The organism is Ferrovibrio sp. (assembly GCF_036381655.1).
GTDB lineage: Bacteria > Pseudomonadota > Alphaproteobacteria > Ferrovibrionales > Ferrovibrionaceae > Ferrovibrio.
Window position 1 is genome coordinate 1 of the sequence record NZ_DASVCJ010000050.1, and the last position, 20,209, is coordinate 20,209.

The 20,209-nt window shown below is 65.5% G+C and carries 24 protein-coding genes; 5 read left to right on the plus strand and 19 right to left on the minus strand.

Annotated elements, in window-relative coordinates:
* Positions 1-87: 87 nt before the first annotated feature.
* The 3 genes from VF194_RS09915 to VF194_RS09925 all read right to left on the minus strand — a co-directional run bounded on the left by VF194_RS09915 (position 88) and on the right by VF194_RS09925 (position 1,662).
* Positions 88-540 (minus strand): hypothetical protein, encoded by a 453-nt coding sequence (locus VF194_RS09915; RefSeq protein WP_330890509.1) that lies wholly within the window; start codon positions 538-540, stop codon positions 88-90.
* A gap of 310 nt (positions 541-850) precedes the next feature.
* On the minus strand, positions 851-1,318 hold the full coding sequence (locus VF194_RS09920) for a type II toxin-antitoxin system VapC family toxin (protein ID WP_330890511.1): 468 nt from the start codon (positions 1,316-1,318) through the stop codon (positions 851-853).
* On the minus strand, positions 1,315-1,662 hold the full coding sequence (locus VF194_RS09925; protein ID WP_330890513.1) for a type II toxin-antitoxin system Phd/YefM family antitoxin: 348 nt from the start codon (positions 1,660-1,662) through the stop codon (positions 1,315-1,317). Before VF194_RS09925 ends, VF194_RS09920 begins: the two co-directional genes overlap by 4 nt.
* Before the next feature lie 159 nt (positions 1,663-1,821).
* Here VF194_RS09925 and VF194_RS09930 point away from each other — a divergent pair, with 159 nt between their 5' ends.
* Positions 1,822-1,965, plus strand: a complete 144-nt coding sequence (locus VF194_RS09930) for a helix-turn-helix domain-containing protein (RefSeq protein WP_330890515.1) — start codon at positions 1,822-1,824, stop codon at positions 1,963-1,965.
* A 217-nt stretch (positions 1,966-2,182) separates the two neighbouring features.
* Here the strand turns inward: VF194_RS09930 and VF194_RS09935 are convergent, their stop codons facing one another.
* The gene (locus tag VF194_RS09935; RefSeq protein ID WP_330890517.1) at positions 2,183-2,518 is read right to left on the minus strand and encodes a DUF3363 domain-containing protein; all 336 of its coding nucleotides are present in this window, start codon (positions 2,516-2,518) and stop codon (positions 2,183-2,185) included.
* Between VF194_RS09935 and VF194_RS09940 the strand changes: the two genes are divergently transcribed.
* Positions 2,425-2,685: a GNAT family N-acetyltransferase gene (locus tag VF194_RS09940; protein WP_330890607.1), complete on the plus strand. Its 261-nt coding sequence runs from the start codon at positions 2,425-2,427 to the stop codon at positions 2,683-2,685. The two genes, VF194_RS09935 and VF194_RS09940, sit on opposite strands and share 94 nt — an antisense overlap.
* On the opposite strand, the gene VF194_RS19795 is transcribed toward VF194_RS09940, so the two are convergent.
* The 6 genes from VF194_RS19795 to VF194_RS09970 form a co-directional block, all read right to left on the minus strand.
* Positions 2,657-2,911, minus strand: coding sequence for a recombinase family protein (locus tag VF194_RS19795; protein ID WP_414656091.1), 255 nt, complete (start codon positions 2,909-2,911; stop codon positions 2,657-2,659). The genes VF194_RS09940 and VF194_RS19795 overlap by 29 nt on opposite strands.
* 198 nt (positions 2,912-3,109) lie before the next feature.
* Positions 3,110-3,604: a GNAT family N-acetyltransferase gene (locus VF194_RS09950; RefSeq protein ID WP_330890519.1), complete on the minus strand. Its 495-nt coding sequence runs from the start codon at positions 3,602-3,604 to the stop codon at positions 3,110-3,112.
* Complete coding sequence (locus tag VF194_RS09955; protein ID WP_330890521.1) at positions 3,601-3,891, minus strand: DUF1778 domain-containing protein; 291 nt, start codon at positions 3,889-3,891, stop codon at positions 3,601-3,603. Before VF194_RS09955 ends, VF194_RS09950 begins: the two co-directional genes overlap by 4 nt.
* Positions 3,892-4,160: 269 nt before the next feature.
* Positions 4,161-4,631 (minus strand): Lrp/AsnC family transcriptional regulator, encoded by a 471-nt coding sequence (locus VF194_RS09960; RefSeq protein WP_330890523.1) that lies wholly within the window; start codon positions 4,629-4,631, stop codon positions 4,161-4,163.
* Positions 4,632-4,766: 135 nt separating this feature from the next.
* Positions 4,767-6,122 (minus strand): diaminopimelate decarboxylase, encoded by a 1,356-nt coding sequence (gene lysA, locus VF194_RS09965; protein WP_330890525.1) that lies wholly within the window; start codon positions 6,120-6,122, stop codon positions 4,767-4,769.
* Between the two features lie 12 nt (positions 6,123-6,134).
* On the minus strand, positions 6,135-7,247 hold the full coding sequence (locus VF194_RS09970; RefSeq protein WP_330890526.1) for a saccharopine dehydrogenase family protein: 1,113 nt from the start codon (positions 7,245-7,247) through the stop codon (positions 6,135-6,137).
* Between the two features lie 249 nt (positions 7,248-7,496).
* On the opposite strand from VF194_RS09970, the gene VF194_RS09975 reads away from it, so the two are divergent.
* Both VF194_RS09975 and VF194_RS09980 read left to right on the plus strand, forming a co-directional pair.
* Positions 7,497-9,098, plus strand: a complete 1,602-nt coding sequence (locus tag VF194_RS09975; RefSeq protein ID WP_330890528.1) for an aldehyde dehydrogenase family protein — start codon at positions 7,497-7,499, stop codon at positions 9,096-9,098.
* Positions 9,099-9,123: 25 nt separating this feature from the next.
* Positions 9,124-10,362, plus strand: a complete 1,239-nt coding sequence (locus VF194_RS09980) for a pyridoxal phosphate-dependent aminotransferase (protein ID WP_330890530.1) — start codon at positions 9,124-9,126, stop codon at positions 10,360-10,362.
* A gap of 36 nt (positions 10,363-10,398) precedes the next feature.
* Here the strand turns inward: VF194_RS09980 and VF194_RS09985 are convergent, their stop codons facing one another.
* From VF194_RS09985 to VF194_RS10020, 9 genes are all read right to left on the minus strand, one after another.
* Positions 10,399-11,112, minus strand: coding sequence for an acyl-homoserine-lactone synthase (locus tag VF194_RS09985; protein WP_330890531.1), 714 nt, complete (start codon positions 11,110-11,112; stop codon positions 10,399-10,401).
* A gap of 65 nt (positions 11,113-11,177) precedes the next feature.
* Positions 11,178-11,909: a LuxR family transcriptional regulator gene (locus tag VF194_RS09990; RefSeq protein WP_330890533.1), complete on the minus strand. Its 732-nt coding sequence runs from the start codon at positions 11,907-11,909 to the stop codon at positions 11,178-11,180.
* A gap of 214 nt (positions 11,910-12,123) precedes the next feature.
* Positions 12,124-12,834, minus strand: coding sequence for a response regulator transcription factor (locus VF194_RS09995; protein WP_330890535.1), 711 nt, complete (start codon positions 12,832-12,834; stop codon positions 12,124-12,126).
* A 208-nt stretch (positions 12,835-13,042) separates the two neighbouring features.
* On the minus strand, positions 13,043-13,606 hold the full coding sequence (locus VF194_RS10000) for a GNAT family N-acetyltransferase (protein WP_330890537.1): 564 nt from the start codon (positions 13,604-13,606) through the stop codon (positions 13,043-13,045).
* Positions 13,607-13,656: 50 nt separating this feature from the next.
* On the minus strand, positions 13,657-14,919 hold the full coding sequence (locus VF194_RS10005; protein ID WP_330890539.1) for an ATP-grasp domain-containing protein: 1,263 nt from the start codon (positions 14,917-14,919) through the stop codon (positions 13,657-13,659).
* Positions 14,920-14,922: 3 nt separating this feature from the next.
* Entirely contained in the window at positions 14,923-15,324 is a 402-nt protein-coding gene (locus tag VF194_RS10010) for a hypothetical protein (RefSeq protein WP_330890541.1), read from the minus strand.
* A 532-nt stretch (positions 15,325-15,856) separates the two neighbouring features.
* Entirely contained in the window at positions 15,857-15,970 is a 114-nt protein-coding gene (locus tag VF194_RS19800; protein WP_414656092.1) for an MFS transporter small subunit, read from the minus strand.
* A gap of 12 nt (positions 15,971-15,982) precedes the next feature.
* The gene (locus tag VF194_RS10015; protein WP_330890543.1) at positions 15,983-17,287 is read right to left on the minus strand and encodes an L-lactate MFS transporter; all 1,305 of its coding nucleotides are present in this window, start codon (positions 17,285-17,287) and stop codon (positions 15,983-15,985) included.
* A 381-nt stretch (positions 17,288-17,668) separates the two neighbouring features.
* The gene (locus tag VF194_RS10020; protein ID WP_330890545.1) at positions 17,669-18,595 is read right to left on the minus strand and encodes a LysR family transcriptional regulator; all 927 of its coding nucleotides are present in this window, start codon (positions 18,593-18,595) and stop codon (positions 17,669-17,671) included.
* A gap of 174 nt (positions 18,596-18,769) precedes the next feature.
* Here VF194_RS10020 and VF194_RS10025 point away from each other — a divergent pair, with 174 nt between their 5' ends.
* On the plus strand, positions 18,770-20,185 hold the full coding sequence (locus VF194_RS10025; RefSeq protein ID WP_330890547.1) for a methyl-accepting chemotaxis protein: 1,416 nt from the start codon (positions 18,770-18,772) through the stop codon (positions 20,183-20,185).
* Positions 20,186-20,209: the final 24 nt, after the last annotated feature.

The following is a 20,209-nucleotide window of genomic DNA, read 5'->3' on the forward strand; positions in this document are numbered from 1 at the left end:
CCAACCTCGGCGGCATGGGACAACACGCGCTCCAAACGCCGCGTGCCGACCATGCCCGCCTCGTCGATGGGACCGCGGTCGCGCAGATCAAAAAAATTGAGTCTGCCCTTCATTACTGCCGCCAAACACATAGGTTCGACGAGCAAGTGTGAAGGATGGAACGACAGAGAGCTTTGACTCCAACTCGACGACAGAACCATCATGCAAGGTGAGCTTGGCGATCTGTCCGAAAAAGCGCCTGACGAAGATCTCGATCTTCTGGTGCTGATCGAGGTAGAAATCCTCGTTGGTCCGTCGATTTTTGTGGGTAAAGCTCAGTTCGAGACGACGGCGGTCCGGCATCGTCGAGTTTCGTGGCACCCGGAGAGCGAACTGACAGAGGAAGCCGAATCTTCCCACGAGCTGGAGGCCGTAAGCCCGGAGCCCCATTAGCTCGGACATCGCCGTGGCGCGCCAGCACGAAAGAAACTTACCGAATGAAACTCCGATCGGGTAGCTCGGCATCTCCCACCAAATCAGTTTGTCGAGTTCGAGTGACAAGCGCCTGATGCAACACCTCATCCGTTAGGCCCTGATTGATCCAGGCCGAGACGCGCGCCTCCTCAAAGCCGGCTTTTGGCTGAAGTGAAACCTCGTATCGCTCACGTTCCTCGGCAATGGCGTGCTGACTCGTGCAGTCTTCTGGCAGGTATCGTGTTCCGGGCACTGACACCTGCTCAGGATCGAGCTTCTTACGATGGACAACGAATGTGAGGTCAGCATCCTTTACTGCAAGAAAGCTAAGAGCGATGTCGGGAGTTGAAATCAACGATTGATTCCTAATCAGCCACGGTGGCGACGATTGACCCGATCAAGTTTCACGACGCCGCCTTTTTGGTGTGGATGGCAATTCTTTCTTGCCTAGAGACGGAAGCACGACAATGTCCAGCCGCTTCGCTGCTTCGGCCAACTCGTTATCCTTGGTCAGAAGCGGCAACCCTCGACGCACGGCGAGTTCGAGATATGTGGCGTCGTAGGTCGTCAAACCTTCCGTCCGCGCCATCGTCAGAACCTCGCGCCATGCCCGAGCCGTCGTCTCCTGATCGACCGATATCGGCAGCTCCGCGATGAGGTCCAACCGCACCGCAACATCGCTCGCGGTGATCCGGCCACGCTTTTCGGCCTGGAGGAGAACATTGCCCAACTCCAGATGCCATAACCCCGGCACGACCGCACCATAGTCGCGGACACGCTCGAACAGGGCATCGGTTTCGGGCGACGCCTCATCTTCGAAGCACCAAGTCAAAGCGATGGAAGAGTCGATGACGACGCCACTCACGGACGTCCCTCATCACGAAGCTCTTTCCAGGAGAGACCGGCAAGCGTCGTCCCCTTGCGCAGCGCCCTCAGCTTCTCGAAGGCGTCGTTGACGCGCACGCGGTCGATGTACTGCGCCCCTACGAGCCGGGCCACGGGCCTGCCATGCTTGGTGATGACCACTTCCTCGCCCGCCGCCACCCGATCGAGCAGCGTCGAGAGATGCGTCTTGGCCTCAAAAGCGCCTACGGTGATCATCGTTACCTCGGTCCAGAACTTAAACTGGTTGGTAATTTTAACCAGAATATTGGGCCGTGGCAAGCCTATCCTGCCGATGCCGGCCGACCCACGCCTGCGCCGGATCATCGACCTGATGATGGCCTCGCCGGCGGATCGAGGGACGCTCGATGTTTGGGCAGAGTAAGCAGGGCTGAGCGCGCGGACGTTGGGCCGGATCATTAGCCGGGAGACAGGCATGAGCTTCGGACGCTGGCGCCAGCAACTCAGCGTAATCCTCGCCGTGAAGTGGCTGGCCGGGGCGCATCGATCCAGCAGGTCGCGGCCAATCTCGCCTACGAGAGCGTGCCGAGCTTTGTGACTATGTTCCGCAAGGTATTCGGTACTTCGCCGGGGCGCTACATGGCGGAACGCCTTTCAGGGCGTACGTGAGGTTCGAGATCAGCAGGTGATCAGTAGGTGACGCAGAGAACGCCGATGCTACGCCAGAGCCCCCAATGCTACGCTGGACGACGCTACAGCTTGATCGCGGAGGCGGGAGGGATTCGGACTGCTTATGCGAAACAATCCCTGAAGCTAACGTTGCCGCTATCTGTGTGATTGAAGATTACAACTCCCCCTTTGCGGTAACAGAAACGGACTTGATACCCTATGAAATCGACGGCCCGCTGCGTTGCCGCCCGAGGGTCCAGGAGATCGTTTCGCCACGCGCGATGCCGGAGACCTGCTTGCCGAGGCTGCATTCCAGCACCGGCCGCCATGGCGCCAGGGTAAATTCCCGGCCCTTCTCAATCACGGCGAAGCGCCCGCTGGCAAGGTCGCATCGAGTTCGCTCGCGTACCGGCGAACCTGACCGGAAAGCTCGGCCGTTACGACGCGCCGGCCTTTCGGCTGGGGCGCTTGGCCGTCGATCGGTCCATGCAGGGCCAAGGGCTGGGCGGTGATTTGCTGCTCGCCAGCGGGGAGCGGGCGCTTGCGGTCGCATCACAAGTCGGCGGCGTCGCGCTCGCCATCGACGCGAAGGACGACAAAGCGGCGCGCTGGTATGAGCGCTTCGGTGCTCTGCCTCTGTTGGACGACCCGCTCAAGCTCATCCTTCCGCTCGGCGTCGTTGCCGACGCGATCAGGACAGCCGGAAAGCAGCGAACGTGAACAGAAATTTTTTCGAGCCGGCAAGGTCTTTCAGGAACAGGGCGTTCATGGTGCCCTTGAGCCCGACATGAAGCTCGGAAATCTCCCCCTCGGCCAGAGTGACGATGGTGACGCCTGCGAATTTCAGATGCTTGCAGAGGGTCGCCACGTCTGCCTGATCGCGGCTGATCCGGTCCAGCGCCTCGGCCAAGAGGATGTTGAACTCGCCATGCTGCGCTTCGCGCATCAGCCGCTGGATACCGGGTCGCAGGATCGTGCTGGCCCCGAAATGGCCGCATCCTCGTAGGACCGACGATCTGCCACCGCTCCCGCGCCGCATGTTCCCGGCAAAGCCGGAACTGGTCCTCAATGGACGCCTCGCTCTGCTTGTCATCGGAGTAGCGGGCGTAAAGGGCTGCGCAGGTCATGGCCACGTCCTTCCTGTCTAAAGGTTCCTCAAACCCTTGATGAGCGCGAACAGATGCAACGGATCGGTCGGAGACGGCTGGAAGTCGAACCGCTCATAGAACGCTCGTGCCGCATCGTTCTTGGCGTGAACCATAAGCGCGCGGACACCGGCGATGTCGGCCACTTGCAGCGTCCGCAGAACGGCATCACGCAACAACCCCGCGCCGATCCTCTTGCCCTGCCACGCCTCGCTGACACCGAGCCGGGCCAGCAGCATGACCGGCACGGGATGCCGGGCCAGTCCCTTGGTCAGCCGCTCGGGGGCTTCCTCATAGCGGACCTCGCCGACAACGAGCGTGTAAAAACCCACGATGGCATCGTCATCCGCAACACCCACATAAGTCTGCGAGGCGTTCGCCATCTGGCTCGGCAGAGCAAAGCGGACCAGAAAGCGATTCAGCGCGTCCTCGCCGCAGTCGAAGTTCTCGACGGCATGACGGCGATGCAGCTTCTCGATGCGAAGGCCCGTCACGAACGATTATCGTCCGAAAAGACGCTCGGCTCGTTCAGCAGCTTCCGCAGGCGCGGCAGATCGCGCGGCGGGGCGTCCAGCGCGGCAACGAAGGCTTCCCACTTCTCGGGCGGAAGCTGGAAAACGCGACGGTCGGCAAGGGCTTCCTCGGCCCGGCCAAGCGCGCTTTCAAGCACGAACTCGCTCAAGGAACGGCGTTGCGCCTGTGCGGCGGCGGCAAGGGTATGCTTGGCCTCCGCCGTCAGGCGAAGGTCGAGCTTTTCGGTGCGAGTGATGCGTGTGGTCATGGCATTATCTCCTGAGCGCACCCTATATCTCCTGAGCGCACCCTATCAGAACGCCCGACATTGTCAAGACAAACTGTTTGCAGCATCATGTGCCCTTTCCGCCCGGTTCATCTCGCGTCGGTGGCACGTTATCGTTGGCGGCCTGCAATGCCTCGAAGTGTTCCCGTGCGATCTGGCGGCCGATCAGGCGGGCGGACGGTCAGCACGACCTTATCCAGCCGCGCGGACGCATCCGCCGCCTGCCCGGCATCGGGGGCCTGATACGAGGTTTACGCGCTGTCCGCGAAGTTGCCATGGCGCTCGATCTTCTTCGCCAATACGATGAAGGAGCGGCAGCGTTCGACGCCGGGCAGGGCGACGATCTCATCGATGACTGCATCCAGATCCTCCAGCCGGGGCGCCTCGAGCAGAATGAACAGATCGCAGTCGCCGCTGATGGTATAGCACAGGCGCACCTCGGGCAGCTTGACCAGCCGGTCGACGACGCTGCGCTGCTGACGCTGGGCGAGCGCCAGCAAGGCGATCGCCTGGGTATAATCCGCGAAGGGGTCCCGTCCCAGGCGCACGATATAGCCGCGGATCACGCCATCGCGCTCCAGCCGCCGGATCCGCTCATGGACCGTGCTGCGGGCCAGGCCGAGACGCTTGGCCAGCGTCATGGTCGATTGCCGTGCATCGGTCTGCAAAAGCGCGATCAATTGCCGGTCCAGATCGTCGCGGATTCCGGGGATACGGCGCATGCCCGTCCGCTCAGATGGAATGGATGCGGAAGAGGGACGGCAACCGCCGCCGGGCCGCAGAGGCGCCACAGAATGCGCCACAGAGTGCGGCACAACCGGCCGGACGGACCATATCCGATCGCTTTCGGCGGCGCATCACAGCCATGGCGCCAGCGGCTCGTAACTGAGCGCCTGTTCCAGCGATTGGCGCTGTCGCACGACGGCATAGCGGCCGCCGTCAACCAGCAGCTCCGGCACCAGCGGGCGCGCGTTGTAGGTCGAGGCCAGTACGGCGCCATAGGCGCCCACATCACAGATCGCCAGCAGGTCGCCCGGCTGCAACGGCGGCAACGGCCGGTTGCGGGCGAAGACATCGCTGCTTTCGCAGACCGGCCCTGCGATATGGCACGGCGCCACCGCCGCGCCAGGACGGCGCCGCACCGGCAGGATACGGTGCTCGGCATCATAGAGGGCGACCCGCATGAAGTCGTTCATCGCAGCATCCACGATGACGAAGCATCCCTGCGGCGCCGGCTTCAGCGCCACGACACGGGTCAGCAGCAGGCCGGCCCGCGCCACCAGGACACGGCCCGGCTCGACGGTCAACCGGCAATCCAGCCCGGTCAGACAATCGGCGATGGCGGCGGCATAGCCGGCGACATCCGGCGGCGTGTCGCTGCCGTAATCCATCCCAAGCCCGCCGCCGAGATCGAGCCGCGATACCGCCAGGCCATCCATTCGCAGGGCGCGCACCAGCTGCGCCAGGCGGCCGAAGGCCTGCCGGAACGGCGCCGCAGCCAGGATCTGGGAGCCGATATGCATGGCCAGTCCCTGCAGCCTGATGCCCGGCAGGCTTTGTGCCCGGGCATAAAGCGCCGGGATCATGGCCTCCGGGATGCCGAATTTGCTCTCGGCCGTCCCGGTGGTGATCTTGGCATGCGTTTGCGCATCGATGCCGGGATTGACCCGCAGCAGGATGCGGGCCGGCCGCCCCAGGGCGGTGCTCAGGCGGCTGATCGTCTCCAGCTCGGCTGGCGATTCCACATTGATATGGGCGATCCCGCAGGAGATCGCCTGGGCCAATTCGTCTCTTGTCTTGCCGACGCCGGAGAAGACGATCCTCTCCGCGGCGATGCCGGCGCGCAGCGCCCGCGACAGCTCGCCGCCGGAGACCACATCGGCACCGGCGCCGCATTGGGCCAGCATGCGCAGCACCGACAGGTTGCTGTTCGCCTTCACGGCAAAGCAGATCTGCGCATCGACCGGCGCCAAGGCCCGGCTCAGGCTGTCATAGGCCTGGCGCAGCGCCGCGCTGGAATAGCAGTAGAAGGGTGTCGCCACGGCCTCCGCCAGCGAGGGCAGCGCCACCTGCTCGACCCAGAGTGTCTCATCGCCGGGCTGCGCCGGCGCCGGACGATACCGGACCGGCGCCGAAGGCATGGGCTCCTGCGCCACCGGCATACGCTCCTGGCACATCGCGGCCGGCGTCTTGCGAAGACGGCTGGACAGCATGCAAGACTCCGCTCAGGCGACCTTGGCCAGGCTGGGCAGATCCGCCTGGTCGCCGTAGAGGGAGCCGAAGCGGTTGGCGAGGAAGACGTCCAGGCCGATCTCCTCCTGGCGCACGAAGCCCTGCTGGGCGACGCGGCCTTCGCGCAGCAGGTCGAGCACTGCGCATAGGGCTGCTGCCGTGGTCAGCTGGATGGCGCTCAGCGTCTGCCCGGCGATCTCGCGGCTGTAGATCTTCCTGGCATAGCTTTCCTGCACCAGCCGGCCATGGCGGTAGCCGGTGGCGGTCGCGAAGATGACGACCACGTCCTGCAGCGTTGCCGGCAGCGCCTGCTCCAGGATCTCCTTGAGCTGCGTGCGGCGCTCGCTGAAGCGCAGGTCCTGCAGCAGCAGCTTCATGGCGGCGGCATGGCCCGGATAGCGGATGCTGCGATAATTGAGATGGCGCAGCTTGCCGCTTAAGGTCTCGCACAGGGTGCCGAGTCCGCCCGAGGTGTTGAAGGCCTCGTAGCGGATGCCATCGAGCGAGAATTCCTCGCGCTCCTCCAGTGCCGGGACGGTGACCAGGCGACCATCGACGATTGCCTCGCAAGGCTGGCAATATTCGTTGATCACCCCCTCCGTGCTCCAGGTCAGGTTGTAGTTCAAGCCATTGGCCGGGAATTGCGGCAGCGCGCCGGTGCGCAGGCGCAGGCTGTCGAGCCGGTCGAAGCGCTGCGCCAGATGATGGCCGACGATGGAGATGAAGCCCGGCGCCAGGCCGCATTGCGGGATCAGCGCCCGGCGCGCGCGCGGCGCGAGCTGCTTGACCAGTTGCGTGGCGGCGACATCCTCGGTCAGGTCGAGGTAATGCACGCCCCGGTCGGCGGCCGCGGCGGCAATCCCTGCCGTGACATGGAACGGCACCGCGCTGACGACGGCGAAGCGGCCGTTTAGCAGCCGGTCAAGCGCGGCGCCATCGCAGGCATCCAGCTGGCAGGCCTCGATCCGCGCGGCCGCCTCGCCCGGCGTCAGCTGCGGCAGGACGCAATCGGCCAGCGTGACGCGGTAATCGCCGCTCTGCGCCAGCATATTCGCGATGGTCCGGCCGATCTTGCCGGCGCCGATGATCAGGATCTGTGCAGTCATGCCATCCTCGCTGCCCCGGCGACATGCCGGCGCGCGCTATAATCCGTCTCCGGCCGACTGAAGGAAGCGACAATACCGCCGGGCTGAGGCTGTTCGCCGGCAAAAGCGCCGGGCCGTCCCGTCGAAACGCCGGAAAAGCCGGAGAAGCCGGAGGGCTGGGCGCTATCGTCTGGCGGCGCCCGATCGCAGATTGCCGCATCGCCAAGCGATCACCGCCCTCCAACGAGCAAATACAGGACAGCAATGAGCATGAACCACACCGCGGGACGTCTTCCGGCCGCTGCGACAGAGACAACCACGGCGATACCGGCGATCACGGCGATACCGGCAGCCGATGCCAACGAGCTTGGCCGGGCCTGCAGCAGCCTGCTGGCGGCCCTGGGTGTGGCCGAGGCCGCCTGGCGGGAGGGCGGCCTGCCGGTCAGTTCGCCGATCAACGGCGGCATCGTCGCCCTGGCGCAGGAGAGCACGGCGCTCGATGTCGGCGCGGCGATCGCGCAGGCGGCCGATGCCTTCGCAACCTGGCGCCTGGTGCCGGCGCCCATACGCGGCGACCTGGTCCGCCGCTTCGGCGCGGCCCTGCGCCGCCACAAGCAGGAGCTCGCGCTCCTGGTGACGATCGAAACCGGCAAGATCCTGTCCGAAGCGGCCGGCGAGGTGCAGGAGGCGATCGATATCTGCGACTTCGCCGTCGGCCTGTCGCGCCAGCTGCATGGCGCAACGATGGCCAGCGAGCGGGCCGCGCATCGCATGATGGAGACCTGGCATCCGCTCGGTGTCTGCGGCGTGATCACGGCCTTCAATTTCCCGCTCGCGGTCTGGGCCTGGAATGCCGCCATTGCCTTGGTCGCGGGCAATACGCTGGTCTGGAAGCCGTCGGAAAAGACGCCGCTGACCGCGCTCGCGGCGCAGGCGCTGCTGCAGGCCTGCATGGCGGAGGATGCGCATGTGCCGGCCGGCCTGTCGCAGCTGCTGATCGGCCCCGCCGCCATCGGGGAGATGCTGGCCGCGGACCGGCGCGTCGCCCTGGTGTCGGCGACCGGATCGACCGCGATGGGGCGCGCGCTGGCGCCGCGGCTGGCGGCCCGCTTCGCCCGCATGATCCTGGAGCTCGGCGGCAATAACGGCGCGATCGTCGCCCCCAGCGCCGATCTCGATCTCAGCCTGCGGGCGATCACCTTCGCGGCGGCCGGCACGGCCGGGCAACGCTGCACCAGCCTGCGGCGCCTCTTCCTGCATGAGACGATTTACGACACCTGCCTGGCCCGCTTGCGCGCCGCCTATGACAGCTTGCGGATCGGCAATCCGCTCGACCCGCAGACCCTGGTCGGCCCATTGATCGACCAGCCGGCCTATGAGCGCATGCAGCAGGCCCTGGCCCAGGCGCGGGCCCATGGCGGCCTGGTGCGGGGCGGCGAGCGCTGCCGGCCCGATCTCGGCGCCGCCGCCTTCTATGTCAGGCCGGCGCTCGTGGAGATGCCGCAGCAGAGCGGCCCGATGCTGGAGGAGACTTTCGCACCGATCCTCTATGTGATGCGCTATGCCGATCTGGATGCGGCGATCGCCTGGCACAACCAGGTCGATGCCGGCCTCGCTTCGGCGATCTTCACCCTCGATCTGCGCGAGGCGGAGCGTTTCCTGTCCGCCGCCGGATCGGATTGCGGCATCGTCAATGTCAATATCGGGCCGTCCGGGGCGGAGATCGGCGGCGCTTTCGGCGGCGAGAAGGACAGCGGCGGCGGCCGCGAGGCGGGCTCCGACGCCTGGAAGGCCTATATGCGCCGGGCGACCAACACCATCAATTACGGCCGCGCGCTGCCGCTGGCCCAGGGGGTGCGCTTTGACTTTTGAAGCGGATGCCGGCAGGGCGGCCGCTATGCCGCCGCGCAGCCGGAGGCTGGCCGGCCTCGGCGTCTCGCCCATCCTGCAGATGGCCGCCAAGGCGGCCGGTCAGCGCGAGCAGGGCCGCAGGGTGATATCGCTGAGCGCCGGCGAGCCGGATGGCGACACACCCGACCATATCAAGGCGGCCGCCATGGACGCGCTGCGCGCCGGCGCCACCCGGTATACCCCGCTGACCGGGACGCCGGAGCTTCGGCGGGCGATCGCCGAGACGCTGCGCCGCAGCCATGATTGCGACTACCGGCTCGACGAGATCATCGTCTCGGCCGGCGCCAAGCAATGCATCTTCAATGCGCTGATGGCGACGCTCGATCCGGGCGACGAGGTCATCCTGGCGGCGCCCTACTGGACCTCCTATATCGACATCGTGCGCCTGTGCGGCGGCGTTCCGGTTGTCCTGCCCGGCGAGGAGGCCAACGGGTTCAAGCTGACGGCGGCGGCGCTGGCCGCGGCGATCGGCGAACGCACGCGCTGGGTCATTCTCAACTCGCCCGCCAATCCGACCGGTGCCGTCCATGACGAGGCGGAATGCCGGGCGCTGCTCGCCGTGCTGCGGCAGCATCACCGGGTATGGATCCTCTCCGACGAGATCTACGCGCCGATGGTCTTCGACGGCAGGACCGCCGTGCCGCCGGCGGCGCTGATGCCGGAGCTGCGGCCCCGGATCCTGACCGTCAACGGCGTCTCGAAAGCCTATGCCATGACCGGCTGGCGGATCGGCTATGCCGCCGGCGCCGCGGCGCTCATCGCGATGATGGCGGTGGTGCAGAGCCAATCGACCTCCTGCGCCTGCTCGATCAGCCAGGCCGCGGCGACAGCGGCGCTGACCGGGCCGCAAGACACGGTGGCGGCCATGCGCGCCAGCCTGCAACAGCGCCGCGACCTCACCTTGCGTGCCCTGGCGCAAATTCCCGGCCTGCGCTGCCCAAAACCGCAGGGCGCGTTCTACGCCTTCGTGGGTTGCGCCGATCTGCTGGCCGCCCAGGCGGACAGGGCCGGGCCGGATAGCGGCATCGCAGATGACGTGTGGTTCTGCGAGCAGCTTCTGGCGCAGCAGGGCGTTGCGGCGGTGCCCGGCTCCGCCTTCGGCATGCCGGGGTATTTCCGGCTCTCCTATGCCACGGCACCGGCCGATCTGGCCGAAGCGCTGCAGCGCCTGGAACGCTTCTGCGCCGAAATCGCGCGGGCCGGCCGCCGGCGCGCCGGGGCATAGGCCGAATGCCGGCCCGATGGCAGCGGGCGCCGCCGTTCAACCCGGCGCCGCCGGCGGTGTGGCCGGCGCTGCCGCGGCAGGCGCGCAGATCGCCGCCTCGTCTTCCGGTCGGCGCCGCGGACGATCCGGCAGTGCCACCCCGAGATCGGCCGGTTGCAGCACGGGGCCGGCGATTTCGCACAAGCTGCGCACGCGGAGCAATATGGCCGGCGCGACCGCGATATAGGCAGCCGCGAGCGCGCCGCGCGCGGGCGGCCGCGTGCGGCTGGCATATCGGATCGAACAGCCGCGGCGGGCCAGCAGCTGCGAAAACATCCAAAGCGGCATGACCGCCAGATAGCGGCGGATGCCGTTTTGCAGCGCAAATTCCAATGCGGCGCAGATGAGCTCGCCGAGAACGCGCCGGCGGGTGGCGGCGGGCAGATCGCGGTCGCAGCCGAAGCGGCTCGCCTCCCAGACCCGCGGACTTTGCGGACAGGGATGGTCGAGCAGGCCCGGCCACAGGCTCTGCACCATGTAAGGCTGCGTCGTCGGGATCAGCCGCAGCACGCCGCGCGCCTGGCCTGCATCGTCGCGCCAGAGCAGATAGACCGCGGCCGGCGTATCGAACCGATCGTATTCCAGTCCCTGGTAGCTCGGCACCTGCCAGGACTGGCGCTGCACGAAGATCCGGTGCCGCAGGCGATGATGCGTGATCCAGGCCTCGCCATGCCGGTGCACCGTCTGCCAATTCAGCGCGATGATGGCCATCCTCCCCCCCCTGCCGGCATCTAAGGCGGGCGGCGGATCGGTGACAACCTCCCCGATCGGGTGGGTCAGCCGGTCTCAAAGGGATCGATCAACCCCAGGCGCAGCGCCTTGACGACGGCCACCGTCCGGCTGCGCACCTGCAGCTTGCGCATGGCATTCTTCAGATGGAAGCGGACGGTCTCCTGACCGATCCCCAGGATCATCGCGATATCCCATGAGGATTTGCCATGTGCGGTCCAGTTCAGGCATTCGCGCTCGCGGCTGGTCAGCCGCAACGCGGCCGCCTGGCGCGAGCGTTTGCTCAGGCCGGTCTGGAAGGCCAGATCGAAGATGACCGCCAGCATGTGCAGCACGCCCTGCGGCCGCGGCGGCGCCGGCTTGCTCGCCGCAAAGGAGAGCATGCCCACGCGCCCGCCCGGGCCATGCAAGGGGACGCTGACGCCGTCGCGCAGGCCGAATGCCTCGGCATCGGCAAAGACGCGCCGCTGATGCGGATCGAGCTGGCGGGTGGCGAGCAGATCGGCCCATGCGAACGGCTTGGCGGTCAGCGGCGCGAAGGTGACGACGGGGTCGACATGCTGATAGCGCCGGGCGGCATAATAGGATTGCCAATCAGGCGGATAATTCAGCATCACGGCCGGATAAGGCAGGGCCGGATCCACGCCGCTGCGCTGGCCCAGCTGGCCATAGGCGATATACTCGAAAGCGTAGCGGCCGGCCTCTTCCGCCAGCAATTCGAACAAGGCCTGAGGTGATGCTGCGCGGTCGGCCCGCTCGGCGAAACGCAGAAGGCTCATGACAGACAGCTATCGTCCCACCCTGCCAGGGCCGACGGCGATACGGCGACCACGACCGCCATTGCAGCCGGGCTGGCAGAGATAACCGACGATCCGTCGGCTTTTGCAAAACGCTATAAGGCCGGCTGAGCAAGATCAACCCCGAATCAGGACGGCACCAGGCCGGCGCAGGCTTCGCGGATTGCAAGTTTTGCAGCGCTAACCGGGCGCGGGCCTAGCTGAAGGCATAGCCGATGCCGCGCACGGTGCGAATCAAAGGCGCCGGCCGGCCGGCATTGAGCCGGCGGCGCAGATGGGCGACATGGGCATCGACGGTGCGGGGCCGGACATAGATGTTGCCCGGCCAGCCGGCAGCCGCCAGTTGCTGACGGGAAAAGACCCGATGGGGATCGTGCAGGAAGAGGCTCAGCAGGCGGAATTCGATCGGCCCGAGGTGGATTTCGTCGCCGGCGCGGAAGACGCGGCAGCTGACCAGGTCGAGTTCGATATCGGCAAAGCCCAGCCGCTCGCCGGCACGATCGCGGCCGGGCAGATTGGTGCGCAGGGCAGCGATCAGGTCGGCCGGTGGCGTCATCCGGGGCAGGAGGACAAAGCCCCTGGCCTGCAGAATGCGCCTGTCCTCGGCGGGCCAGGCGGCATCGGTCAGGACGACGACCGGCTGCTGCAGCGCCAGGAGCGCCTGCAGCCGGTCGCGCTGCATCACCATTGCAGCCGGGCCGTCGAGCAGCACGATATCGACCGCCTCCGCAAGCTGGCGATCGCTGCGCAGGCGATCCGGCCGCAGTTGCGCGGCCGTCATCGTGATCACGCCAAAGCCCGCCATCTCGAGAATATAGCGCCGCAGCGCCGCGCGTTCGTCCGCGGCCCCGATATAGAGGAGCCTCGGCGATGCGGCACGCGAAAAGCTGCTGGCTGGATCCGGCATCGATCGGCAAGCCCGAGCTCAAGGCCCCCGCACCGCGGCGAGCCGGCGGCGGATCGACGGCGCGCCCGCTCCGGCGGGCGAAGGCGGACATGTCCCAGGACGGGCACGATAGCAAAGCCGGTCCGCCGGCGCGGCCCCCCGATCGGGGAGGGGGCGGCGCCGGCCTCCGGCAGCCATGCCGATCGCTGCAGGCATCGGCCGGCCGGCTTCAGCGGTGCCCGGGACCGGGCCTCGGCGCAGACGGTCCCGGTTGCGGCCGGAAGACGTCATCGCGCGTCAGCACGAAACAGCGCCAAAGCCGGCCATCCTGCCAGCGGTCCTCGAGATAGTGAAAGCCGAGCTTGGCGGCGGCGCGCAGGGCGCGGTCGTTTTCCGGCGCAATCCGTCCCACCACCTTCTCCTTGGTGGAGACGCGCAAGGCATGCCTGATCGTCGCCCTGGCCGCTTCGAGGCCGAGGCCGCGGCCCGCGCCCCGGCTCGAGAAGACATAGCCGAATTCAAGGTCATTGCTGTCGCGGTCGTTGCGCAGGCCGGCGCGTCCGATGCACCAGGACGGAGATGCCTTCTCATAGACCATCCAGAAGCCGAAGCCGTTCTGCCGCCATTGCGCCAGGAACAGCGCCAGTTGCGCCTGCACATCGGCGTGGCTCTGCGGCCGGTTGCCATAGATGCTCGCCTGGACCAGGGGATCATTGTGCAAGGCGTGAAGCTCCGCCAGATGGTCCGCCCGCATCGCGCGCAGGATGAGATGCTGCGTTTCCAGCCGGATCATCAGCCTTCTCCCGGATCAAGCATGGCGCCGGAGGCCATCAAAAGTTGACGTCATCGCAACAGCGGAATGCCCAGGCAGCGCTCGAACCGCGCCAGAACCGCATCCGCCACATGATCGACTTTGGCGAAGCTTTCGCCGCGCAACCGGATTTCGGCGATGTTCTCCAGCCGTCGCACCGCCGCATGGGGCTGCAACCGATAGGGCGACAGCACGAGGCCGGCGCCGGCATAATCCCGCAGCCAGTCCAGATCGAAGTTGGATGGCAGGCGGCAGTCCTGCCGCGCCATGATGGTGCGGCTGGCGACGAAGCCGCGAATTGGCGGGCGCCGCGCGGGCAAGGGCAGGCCCAGATGAATATCGAGCAGGCGGTCCTGGATGTCCTCCCCCGTCAGCATCCGATAGAGCGCCGGCATGCCGCCGCCCATCAATCGAGCATTGGCCTCGACCAGCACCGGTCCGGCCGGCGTGAGGATCATTTCGATATGGAAAATGCCCAGATCGAGGCCGAGCGCCTCTACCACCGCCTCGGCATAGGCGAAGCAGGCCTCGGCCTGGGCCGGCGCAAGGCCGGCCGGCATGACGAAGCCGATCTCGACGCATTCGTCATCGCGGGCGCGGATATGGGCGGAGAGCATGAAGCGGTGGCTGCGCCCGCCGCGGCGGCCGAGCTCGGCTGAGATCAGCGGCCCGTCCAGATGGCTTTCGACCATGATGCCTTTGCGCAGCTGCGCATGCAAAGGCGGCGGCAGATCGCCGATCCGGTCAAGCAGCCGTTGCGCCGCCGCGGCGGCGGCCTCCGGCGTGATCGCAACCGATGCCAGCAGGCTGTCATAGCCGGTCTGCGGCTTGACCACGACCATGCCGCCGATCGCAGCGGCGGCGGCGCGGGCCTCTTCGACGCTGGCGACCCGGCGGCAGCGGGGCGAGCGCAAGCCGGCAGCGTGCAGGATGGCCCGGGTGCGCGCCTTGTCGCGGGCTGCCGCGACGGCGGCTGCATCGGTGAACGGAATGGCGAGGCGGGCGCAGACGGCGGCAGCGGTGTCGATGCAGGGCTCGAGCAGACAGACCGCCGCATCGACCCGGCAGAACTGATGCAGCAGGCGCGCGGCCGCATGGAGCGCGTCGGCATCGGTGGAGTCGACGATCGAGACAAGGGCATCCACGTCGTAGACCATGGCGCGGACGGCCTCGGTTTCCGGATATTTGCGGTAGCCGGACCGGATGAAGGAGACCTGCAGGCCGCGGCGCTTGGCGGCCGTGATGGTCTCAATCCCCGGCAGGTTGGCGTCAAGGATCAAAAGATGCTGCGCCATGGGTCAATGCCCGGCCAAGGCCGATTCCGCCTGGATGGCCTCGAGGCGGACGGAGATCGCCGCCGCTTGGCAAAGCCGGGCGAGCCGGCTGTCGACCAGTCGGCAATAGCTTTGGACGATGCCGCCGTGACGGGCTGCATCGCGGTCGACATAGCGGCCCAGGAGCAGAAGCGCGCAGGCCTTGCTTGCGTCGGCGCAGAACAGCAGTGTGCCGCCTTCCGGCAGGTCGCCCAACCAGAAGGCATCGCCGCTGGCCAGATCGAATAGCGGCTCATAGGCGGCGTAGAGGCGCCGCCGGATGACGGCATAACTCTGCGGGTCGTCGATGACGCCGCGCAGCGCCAGATAGGGCAGCCGCCCCGCCGCCTTGAGCCAGACCCAGCTGCCATCCGACTTCTGGAACATCGTCTCCTCCCGCCGAACCGGTTGCGGCAACTGGTGGCCTCGGCAAGGCCGGCTCGGGGCGCGCAGCACCTCTCCCGTCCAGCGGCGCTAGCCGGTGGACTGGCTGGACGGGTCTCCGTGTCGCGTGATCGCCGCATCACGTAATCGCCGCATCACGTAATCGCCGGGACCGCATGGCCGGACGAGCCAAGCCGGTGCGATGGAACGGGCCGATACGGCTGGGCAAAGGAGCGACGACGCTGCGCCGATGCCTGCCATCGCCTTGGCAACCGCAGCAACGCTAGCCAGCGCCTCCAAGAGGATCAAGCTGACGAGAGCGCTGCCGCGCGAGATTTGGCACAAACATCATCAAAACACTGCATCGGCTTAACAGATGGCCCAATGCGCGGCCAGGCCGCCGGGCGGAGACTGCCGGCGCCTGGCATAGCGGCAGGTCTGGAAAGCGGAGAGGCCCGTCCTGTGACGGGCCCGGCAAAAGCGAAAGGGCCCGTCTTGCGACGGGCCCTTGGCTGAAGGTGCTATGCCTTGCTGTTTACTGGAACAGCTTGGCGGCGTTGCCCAGGGTCAGCGTCACACCCCAGAGCAGGGGGATGCCAACGATAGCCCAAGCGATGAAGAGGCCGATCGGCGAGGTTTTCTCGTTCATAATTCCGTCTCCTTACGCCGCTTCCAGGGCTTCGCGATGATGATGGCGGGCATCGACCTCGCGCATCACAAAGTTGCAGATGAAACCGACCACCAGAAGGCCAGCCATGATGTACATGGTGACGGTGTAGGCTTCTGCCTTCGGCACGCCGTTGTTGATCTGGTACTCGCGGATGTAGTTCACCAGCACCGGACCGAAAATGCCGGCCGCCGACCAAGCCGTCAGCAGACGGCCATGGATGGCGCCGACATGCATCGTGCCAAAGACATCCTTCAGGTAGGCGGGAACGGTCGAGAAGCCGCCGCCATACATGCTGATGATGATGAGGTAGCAGATCACGAACAGCGCAACCGATCCCATATGGCCCGTGGTCGGCACAGTCGCATAGAGCGCGATGCCGAGCAGGAAGTAGACCGCGTAGGTGTTGCGCCGGCCCAGATAGTCGGAAGCCGACGACCAAAGGAAGCGGCCGGCCATGTTGAACAGGCTGAGCAGGCCGACGAATCCGGCGGCCGTGATCGGCGTGACGCGCCCGGGGAACATCTCCTGGATCATGGCCGAGGCCTGGCCCAGCACGCCGATGCCGGCGGTCACGTTCAAGCAGAGCACCGCCCACAGCAGGTAGAACTGAGGCGTCTTCATGGCCTGGCCGACCGTGACATTCTCCGTGGTCACCAGCTTCTTGGCGCCGGCTGCCGGTGCCGTCCAGCCTTCCGGCTTCCAGCCCGGAGCAGGAATACGGACGATCACGACACCAACCATCATGATGCAGAAGTAGATGATGCCCATCAGCAGGAAGGTGTTGGCGACCCCCATATCGGTGGGCGTCTTGAAATAGGCCATCAGATTGACCGCGAGCGGCGAGCCGACCATGGCGCCGCCGCCGAAACCCATGATTGCCATGCCTGTCGCCATGCCGGGGCGGTCAGGGAACCATTTGATCAGGGTTGAAACCGGCGAGATGTAGCCGACGCCGAGTCCGATGCCGCCAAGCACGCCATAGCCGAGGTAGACGATCGGCAGGCTGTGCATTTTGACGCCGAAATAGGACACGATGAAGCCGCCGCCGAAGCAGCAGGCCGCGAGGAACATCGCCTTGCGCGGGCCGTGCTCCTCGACCCAGCGGCCCATGAAGGCAGCCGACAGACCGAGGAAGACGATGGCGATGGAGAATATCCAGCCGAGCTCCGTCAGCTTCCAGTCTTCCGGGGTCGATTGCGTGATGCCGATCAGCTTGGTCATCGGCAGATTGAACACGCTGAAGGCATAGGCCTGGCCGATGCACATATGGATCGCCAGCGCTGCAGGCGGAACCATCCATCGGCTGAAACCTGGGCCGGCTATTGTGTGCTTTTTATCAAGGAAACCAAGCACCGACGAGGTGCTGCCCTGCTGTGCGGTCATCTGATATGTCCCCTCCCGAGATTGACTCTGTGACGTCGCCGCCCGGCTCGAATGCGCCTGTATTCAGCCGCATCAAAGATCAGACAAGACTGTCCTGGAACAGGGTCCTCTCATGACCTGCTCCGCCAGATGTCTTCAGGTCGAATCATCAGCATCTGCGCGGCCTATATCAATAAAGCTATTGGATGCTGCAATAGAACATTTCTATTAAAAGCGCCTCTCGTTTCGGATCAAAATTCAGGCCGCCTGCGCCGCTCGATTCTGCGTCGCGACGGACCAATTGGACCAATATCGTCAGGCTCTGGTCTGTGCGGATTGCAATGTCGACTGGGCCGCTGTCTGATCGGCAAGTAGTTTCGCCTCGGCAACCAAGGCGGCGGTCAGCGGAGTCATCGGCTCACGATTCGGCACAATGAGGCCGATAGTATGCGCCGCATCGGGATCGACGATGGGGATAGACCGCAATTGCTCCGTCAACCCCAAGGTTTCGGCGAGTTTTTCCGGCATCACGCTGGCCCAGCGGCCCGTTCGCACATGCGAGAACAGGACGATCATCGAATTGGATTCCAATGTCGGCGCTGGCTCGGAACCGGTGGCACGCAGCAGGCGATTGATGATGCGCCGGTTCTGCATGTCGGGTGTCAGAAGGCAAAGAGGAATCTGGCTCACCTCGTTCCAGGTCACCTCCTCGCGGTCTCCCAGCGGACTGTCGGTGGAGGTCAGCAACCGATATTGCTCCGTATAGATCGGAACAGAGCGCATCTTGCCCAGCGGCTCGTTGTCGATGTAACTCAAGCCGGCGTCGACTTCGAGATTCTCCAGCATCGAGAGGACCTCGATCGAGGTGCGCGACAGGATGGTGAATCGGACATTCGGATGCTTGGCGCGATAGGGCGTCGTCAGTGCCGAAACCATCGCCAAAGCCGTTGGAATGGCAGCAATTTTCAAGTGCCCGGCCAGGCCGCGCTTCAAGGCCTGAACCTCCTGGCGCATGGCGCGGGAATCGCCGACGATCCGTCTTGCCCAATCGAGGACGCGCTCCCCCTCCGCCGTCAGGCCGAGGAAGCGTGAACTGCGCTGCACCAGCATGACGCCCAGAATGTCTTCAAGCTGCTTGATGCCGGCGGATAGCGTCGGCTGACTGACGCCACATTGCTCCGCTGCCTTGCTGAAATTCTGTTCGCGCGCCAGAACCAGCAGAAATTCCAGTTTATCTATCATGCCCCCTCATAGCGATTTTTCTGCTTCGCGTATCGTTAATTGTCGGCGCGATTCCGCACTGCCGCAAGCACGTTCCGGCGACCAGGAAGGATGGAATCACAAGCCCCCTGTTGCAACGCCTGCGAATAGGCTAAGATATTTGAAGAAAAAAAGTCCGCAGGGAGGACAGCTCGCATGGATGCGCAAAGCCCGGACGCGCGGCTGGCGCCGTCGTCTGATGCAGCCAGCCTTGCCTTTCGCATCTCCGATGAGATCGGGCAACTCAGTGTGGAAATAGCCGATGTTGTCGGCGATGTGCAGCAGATCAGCCGGCTGGTCGACTCCCAGGCCAAGCAGTCGCATACCATCGCCATGGCGACCCAGGAAATCGTTGCCAGCAACCGGGAAATCGCCGGTATCGCGGCAGAAACCAGCAAGGTGGCCAAGCAGGGCCGCAGCGACGTCGCGACTTCTTTGTCGGAATTGCAAAAGTCCCTGGCCGAGATCGGCGGACTTGTCGATGCGGTTGGTGCCGCGAGCCAGCAGCTCGAAGCCTTCGAGGCGGCCCTGCAGAGCGTGACGAAGGCCTCGGCCGAAATCGGCCAGATCGCGCGCCATACAAACATCCTGTCGCTGAACGCGGCTATCGAGGCAGCGCGCGCCGGCGAAAAAGGGCGCGGGTTTGCCGTCGTCGCCCAGGAGGTCAAGGCGCTGGCGAAGCAGACCAGCGCCGCCACCGATGAGATCGCCAAGACCATGGCGGTACTCACCGAGCAGATGCGACAGTTGAGCGGGCGGATGGCTGCAAGCACGCAAAGCACGGAGCGGGTTCGTGAAAGCGCGGCGGCCATCAGTACCGCCATGCAGACCGTGGGAGAGGCGGTCGAGCGGATCGACGACAATGCCGATGCGATTGCCGGCATGACGGAAGCGATCGGCAGCCGCTGCGAAAGCTTTGCCGGTACGGTTGCGGATCTCGACCACGGGGTAGACCAATCCAATGCAGCCTTGAAAACCGCATCGGGGCGTATCGACCGCACGCTTTCCCGGGCGGAATCGATCATGATGCTGACGGCCGTATCGGGTTTTGAGACGGTCGACACGAAATTCATCGAGAAAGCCATCGAGGTGGCTGGGCAGATCGAGCAATGCTTCGAAAAGGCAATTGCCCACGGAGAGATCACTGTCGACGATTTATTCGACAAGAATCTCGTGCCGATCCAGGGCAGCGATCCGCAGCAATATATGACGCGCTACATCCCCTTCCTGGACAAGACGTTGCCGCCGCTGCACGATCCGGTCATGGAAATGGACGAGCGGATGGTCTTCTGTGCACCGACCGATCACAACCTGCTCATTCCGACCCATAACCCGCAGTTCCGCCAGCCGCTCAGCGGCGATCCGATCTGGAATGCCGCCCATTGCCGAAACCGGCGACAATATCTGGACAAGACCGCGCAAGCCATCGCGCGCAGCACGGCGCCATTCCTCTTGCAGACCTACCGCCGGGATATGGGTGGCGGCGTCTTCGTGCTGATGAAGGATGCATCGGCGCCCATTCGCGTCGCCGGCCGCCTCTGGGGCGGGCTGCGCGTCTGCTACAAGGCCTGAACTTTGCCTTTCGCGGCCGACCGT

What these genes read in the sequence shown, in the direction of transcription:
- VF194_RS09985 (WP_330890531.1), bottom strand. Translation starts at nt 11,112, where the DNA reads ATGGCCATCATCGCGCTGAATTGGCAGACGGTGCACCGGCATGGCGAG.
- VF194_RS09970 (WP_330890526.1), bottom strand. Translation starts at nt 7,247, where the DNA reads ATGACTGCACAGATCCTGATCATCGGCGCCGGCAAGATCGGCCGGACC.
- VF194_RS19795 (WP_414656091.1), bottom strand. Translation starts at nt 2,911, where the DNA reads ATGCGCGAAGCGCAGCATGGCGAGTTCAACATCCTCTTGGCCGAGGCG.
- VF194_RS09960 (WP_330890523.1), bottom strand. Translation starts at nt 4,631, where the DNA reads ATGCGCCGTATCCCCGGAATCCGCGACGATCTGGACCGGCAATTGATC.
- VF194_RS09990 (WP_330890533.1), bottom strand. Translation starts at nt 11,909, where the DNA reads ATGAGCCTTCTGCGTTTCGCCGAGCGGGCCGACCGCGCAGCATCACCT.
- VF194_RS09955 (WP_330890521.1), bottom strand. Translation starts at nt 3,891, where the DNA reads ATGACCACACGCATCACTCGCACCGAAAAGCTCGACCTTCGCCTGACG.
- VF194_RS10025 (WP_330890547.1), top strand. Translation starts at nt 18,770, where the DNA reads ATGGATGCGCAAAGCCCGGACGCGCGGCTGGCGCCGTCGTCTGATGCA.
- VF194_RS09935 (WP_330890517.1), bottom strand. Translation starts at nt 2,518, where the DNA reads ATGCGACCGCAAGCGCCCGCTCCCCGCTGGCGAGCAGCAAATCACCGC.
- VF194_RS10000 (WP_330890537.1), bottom strand. Translation starts at nt 13,606, where the DNA reads ATGATCCGGCTGGAAACGCAGCATCTCATCCTGCGCGCGATGCGGGCG.
- VF194_RS09925 (WP_330890513.1), bottom strand. Translation starts at nt 1,662, where the DNA reads ATGATCCGGCGCAGGCGTGGGTCGGCCGGCATCGGCAGGATAGGCTTG.
- VF194_RS09995 (WP_330890535.1), bottom strand. Translation starts at nt 12,834, where the DNA reads ATGCCGGATCCAGCCAGCAGCTTTTCGCGTGCCGCATCGCCGAGGCTC.
- VF194_RS10015 (WP_330890543.1), bottom strand. Translation starts at nt 17,287, where the DNA reads ATGGTTCCGCCTGCAGCGCTGGCGATCCATATGTGCATCGGCCAGGCC.
- VF194_RS10020 (WP_330890545.1), bottom strand. Translation starts at nt 18,595, where the DNA reads ATGATAGATAAACTGGAATTTCTGCTGGTTCTGGCGCGCGAACAGAAT.
- VF194_RS10005 (WP_330890539.1), bottom strand. Translation starts at nt 14,919, where the DNA reads ATGGCGCAGCATCTTTTGATCCTTGACGCCAACCTGCCGGGGATTGAG.
- lysA (WP_330890525.1), bottom strand. Translation starts at nt 6,122, where the DNA reads ATGCTGTCCAGCCGTCTTCGCAAGACGCCGGCCGCGATGTGCCAGGAG.
- VF194_RS09980 (WP_330890530.1), top strand. Translation starts at nt 9,124, where the DNA reads ATGCCGCCGCGCAGCCGGAGGCTGGCCGGCCTCGGCGTCTCGCCCATC.
- VF194_RS19800 (WP_414656092.1), bottom strand. Translation starts at nt 15,970, where the DNA reads ATGAACGAGAAAACCTCGCCGATCGGCCTCTTCATCGCTTGGGCTATC.
- VF194_RS10010 (WP_330890541.1), bottom strand. Translation starts at nt 15,324, where the DNA reads ATGTTCCAGAAGTCGGATGGCAGCTGGGTCTGGCTCAAGGCGGCGGGG.
- VF194_RS09975 (WP_330890528.1), top strand. Translation starts at nt 7,497, where the DNA reads ATGAACCACACCGCGGGACGTCTTCCGGCCGCTGCGACAGAGACAACC.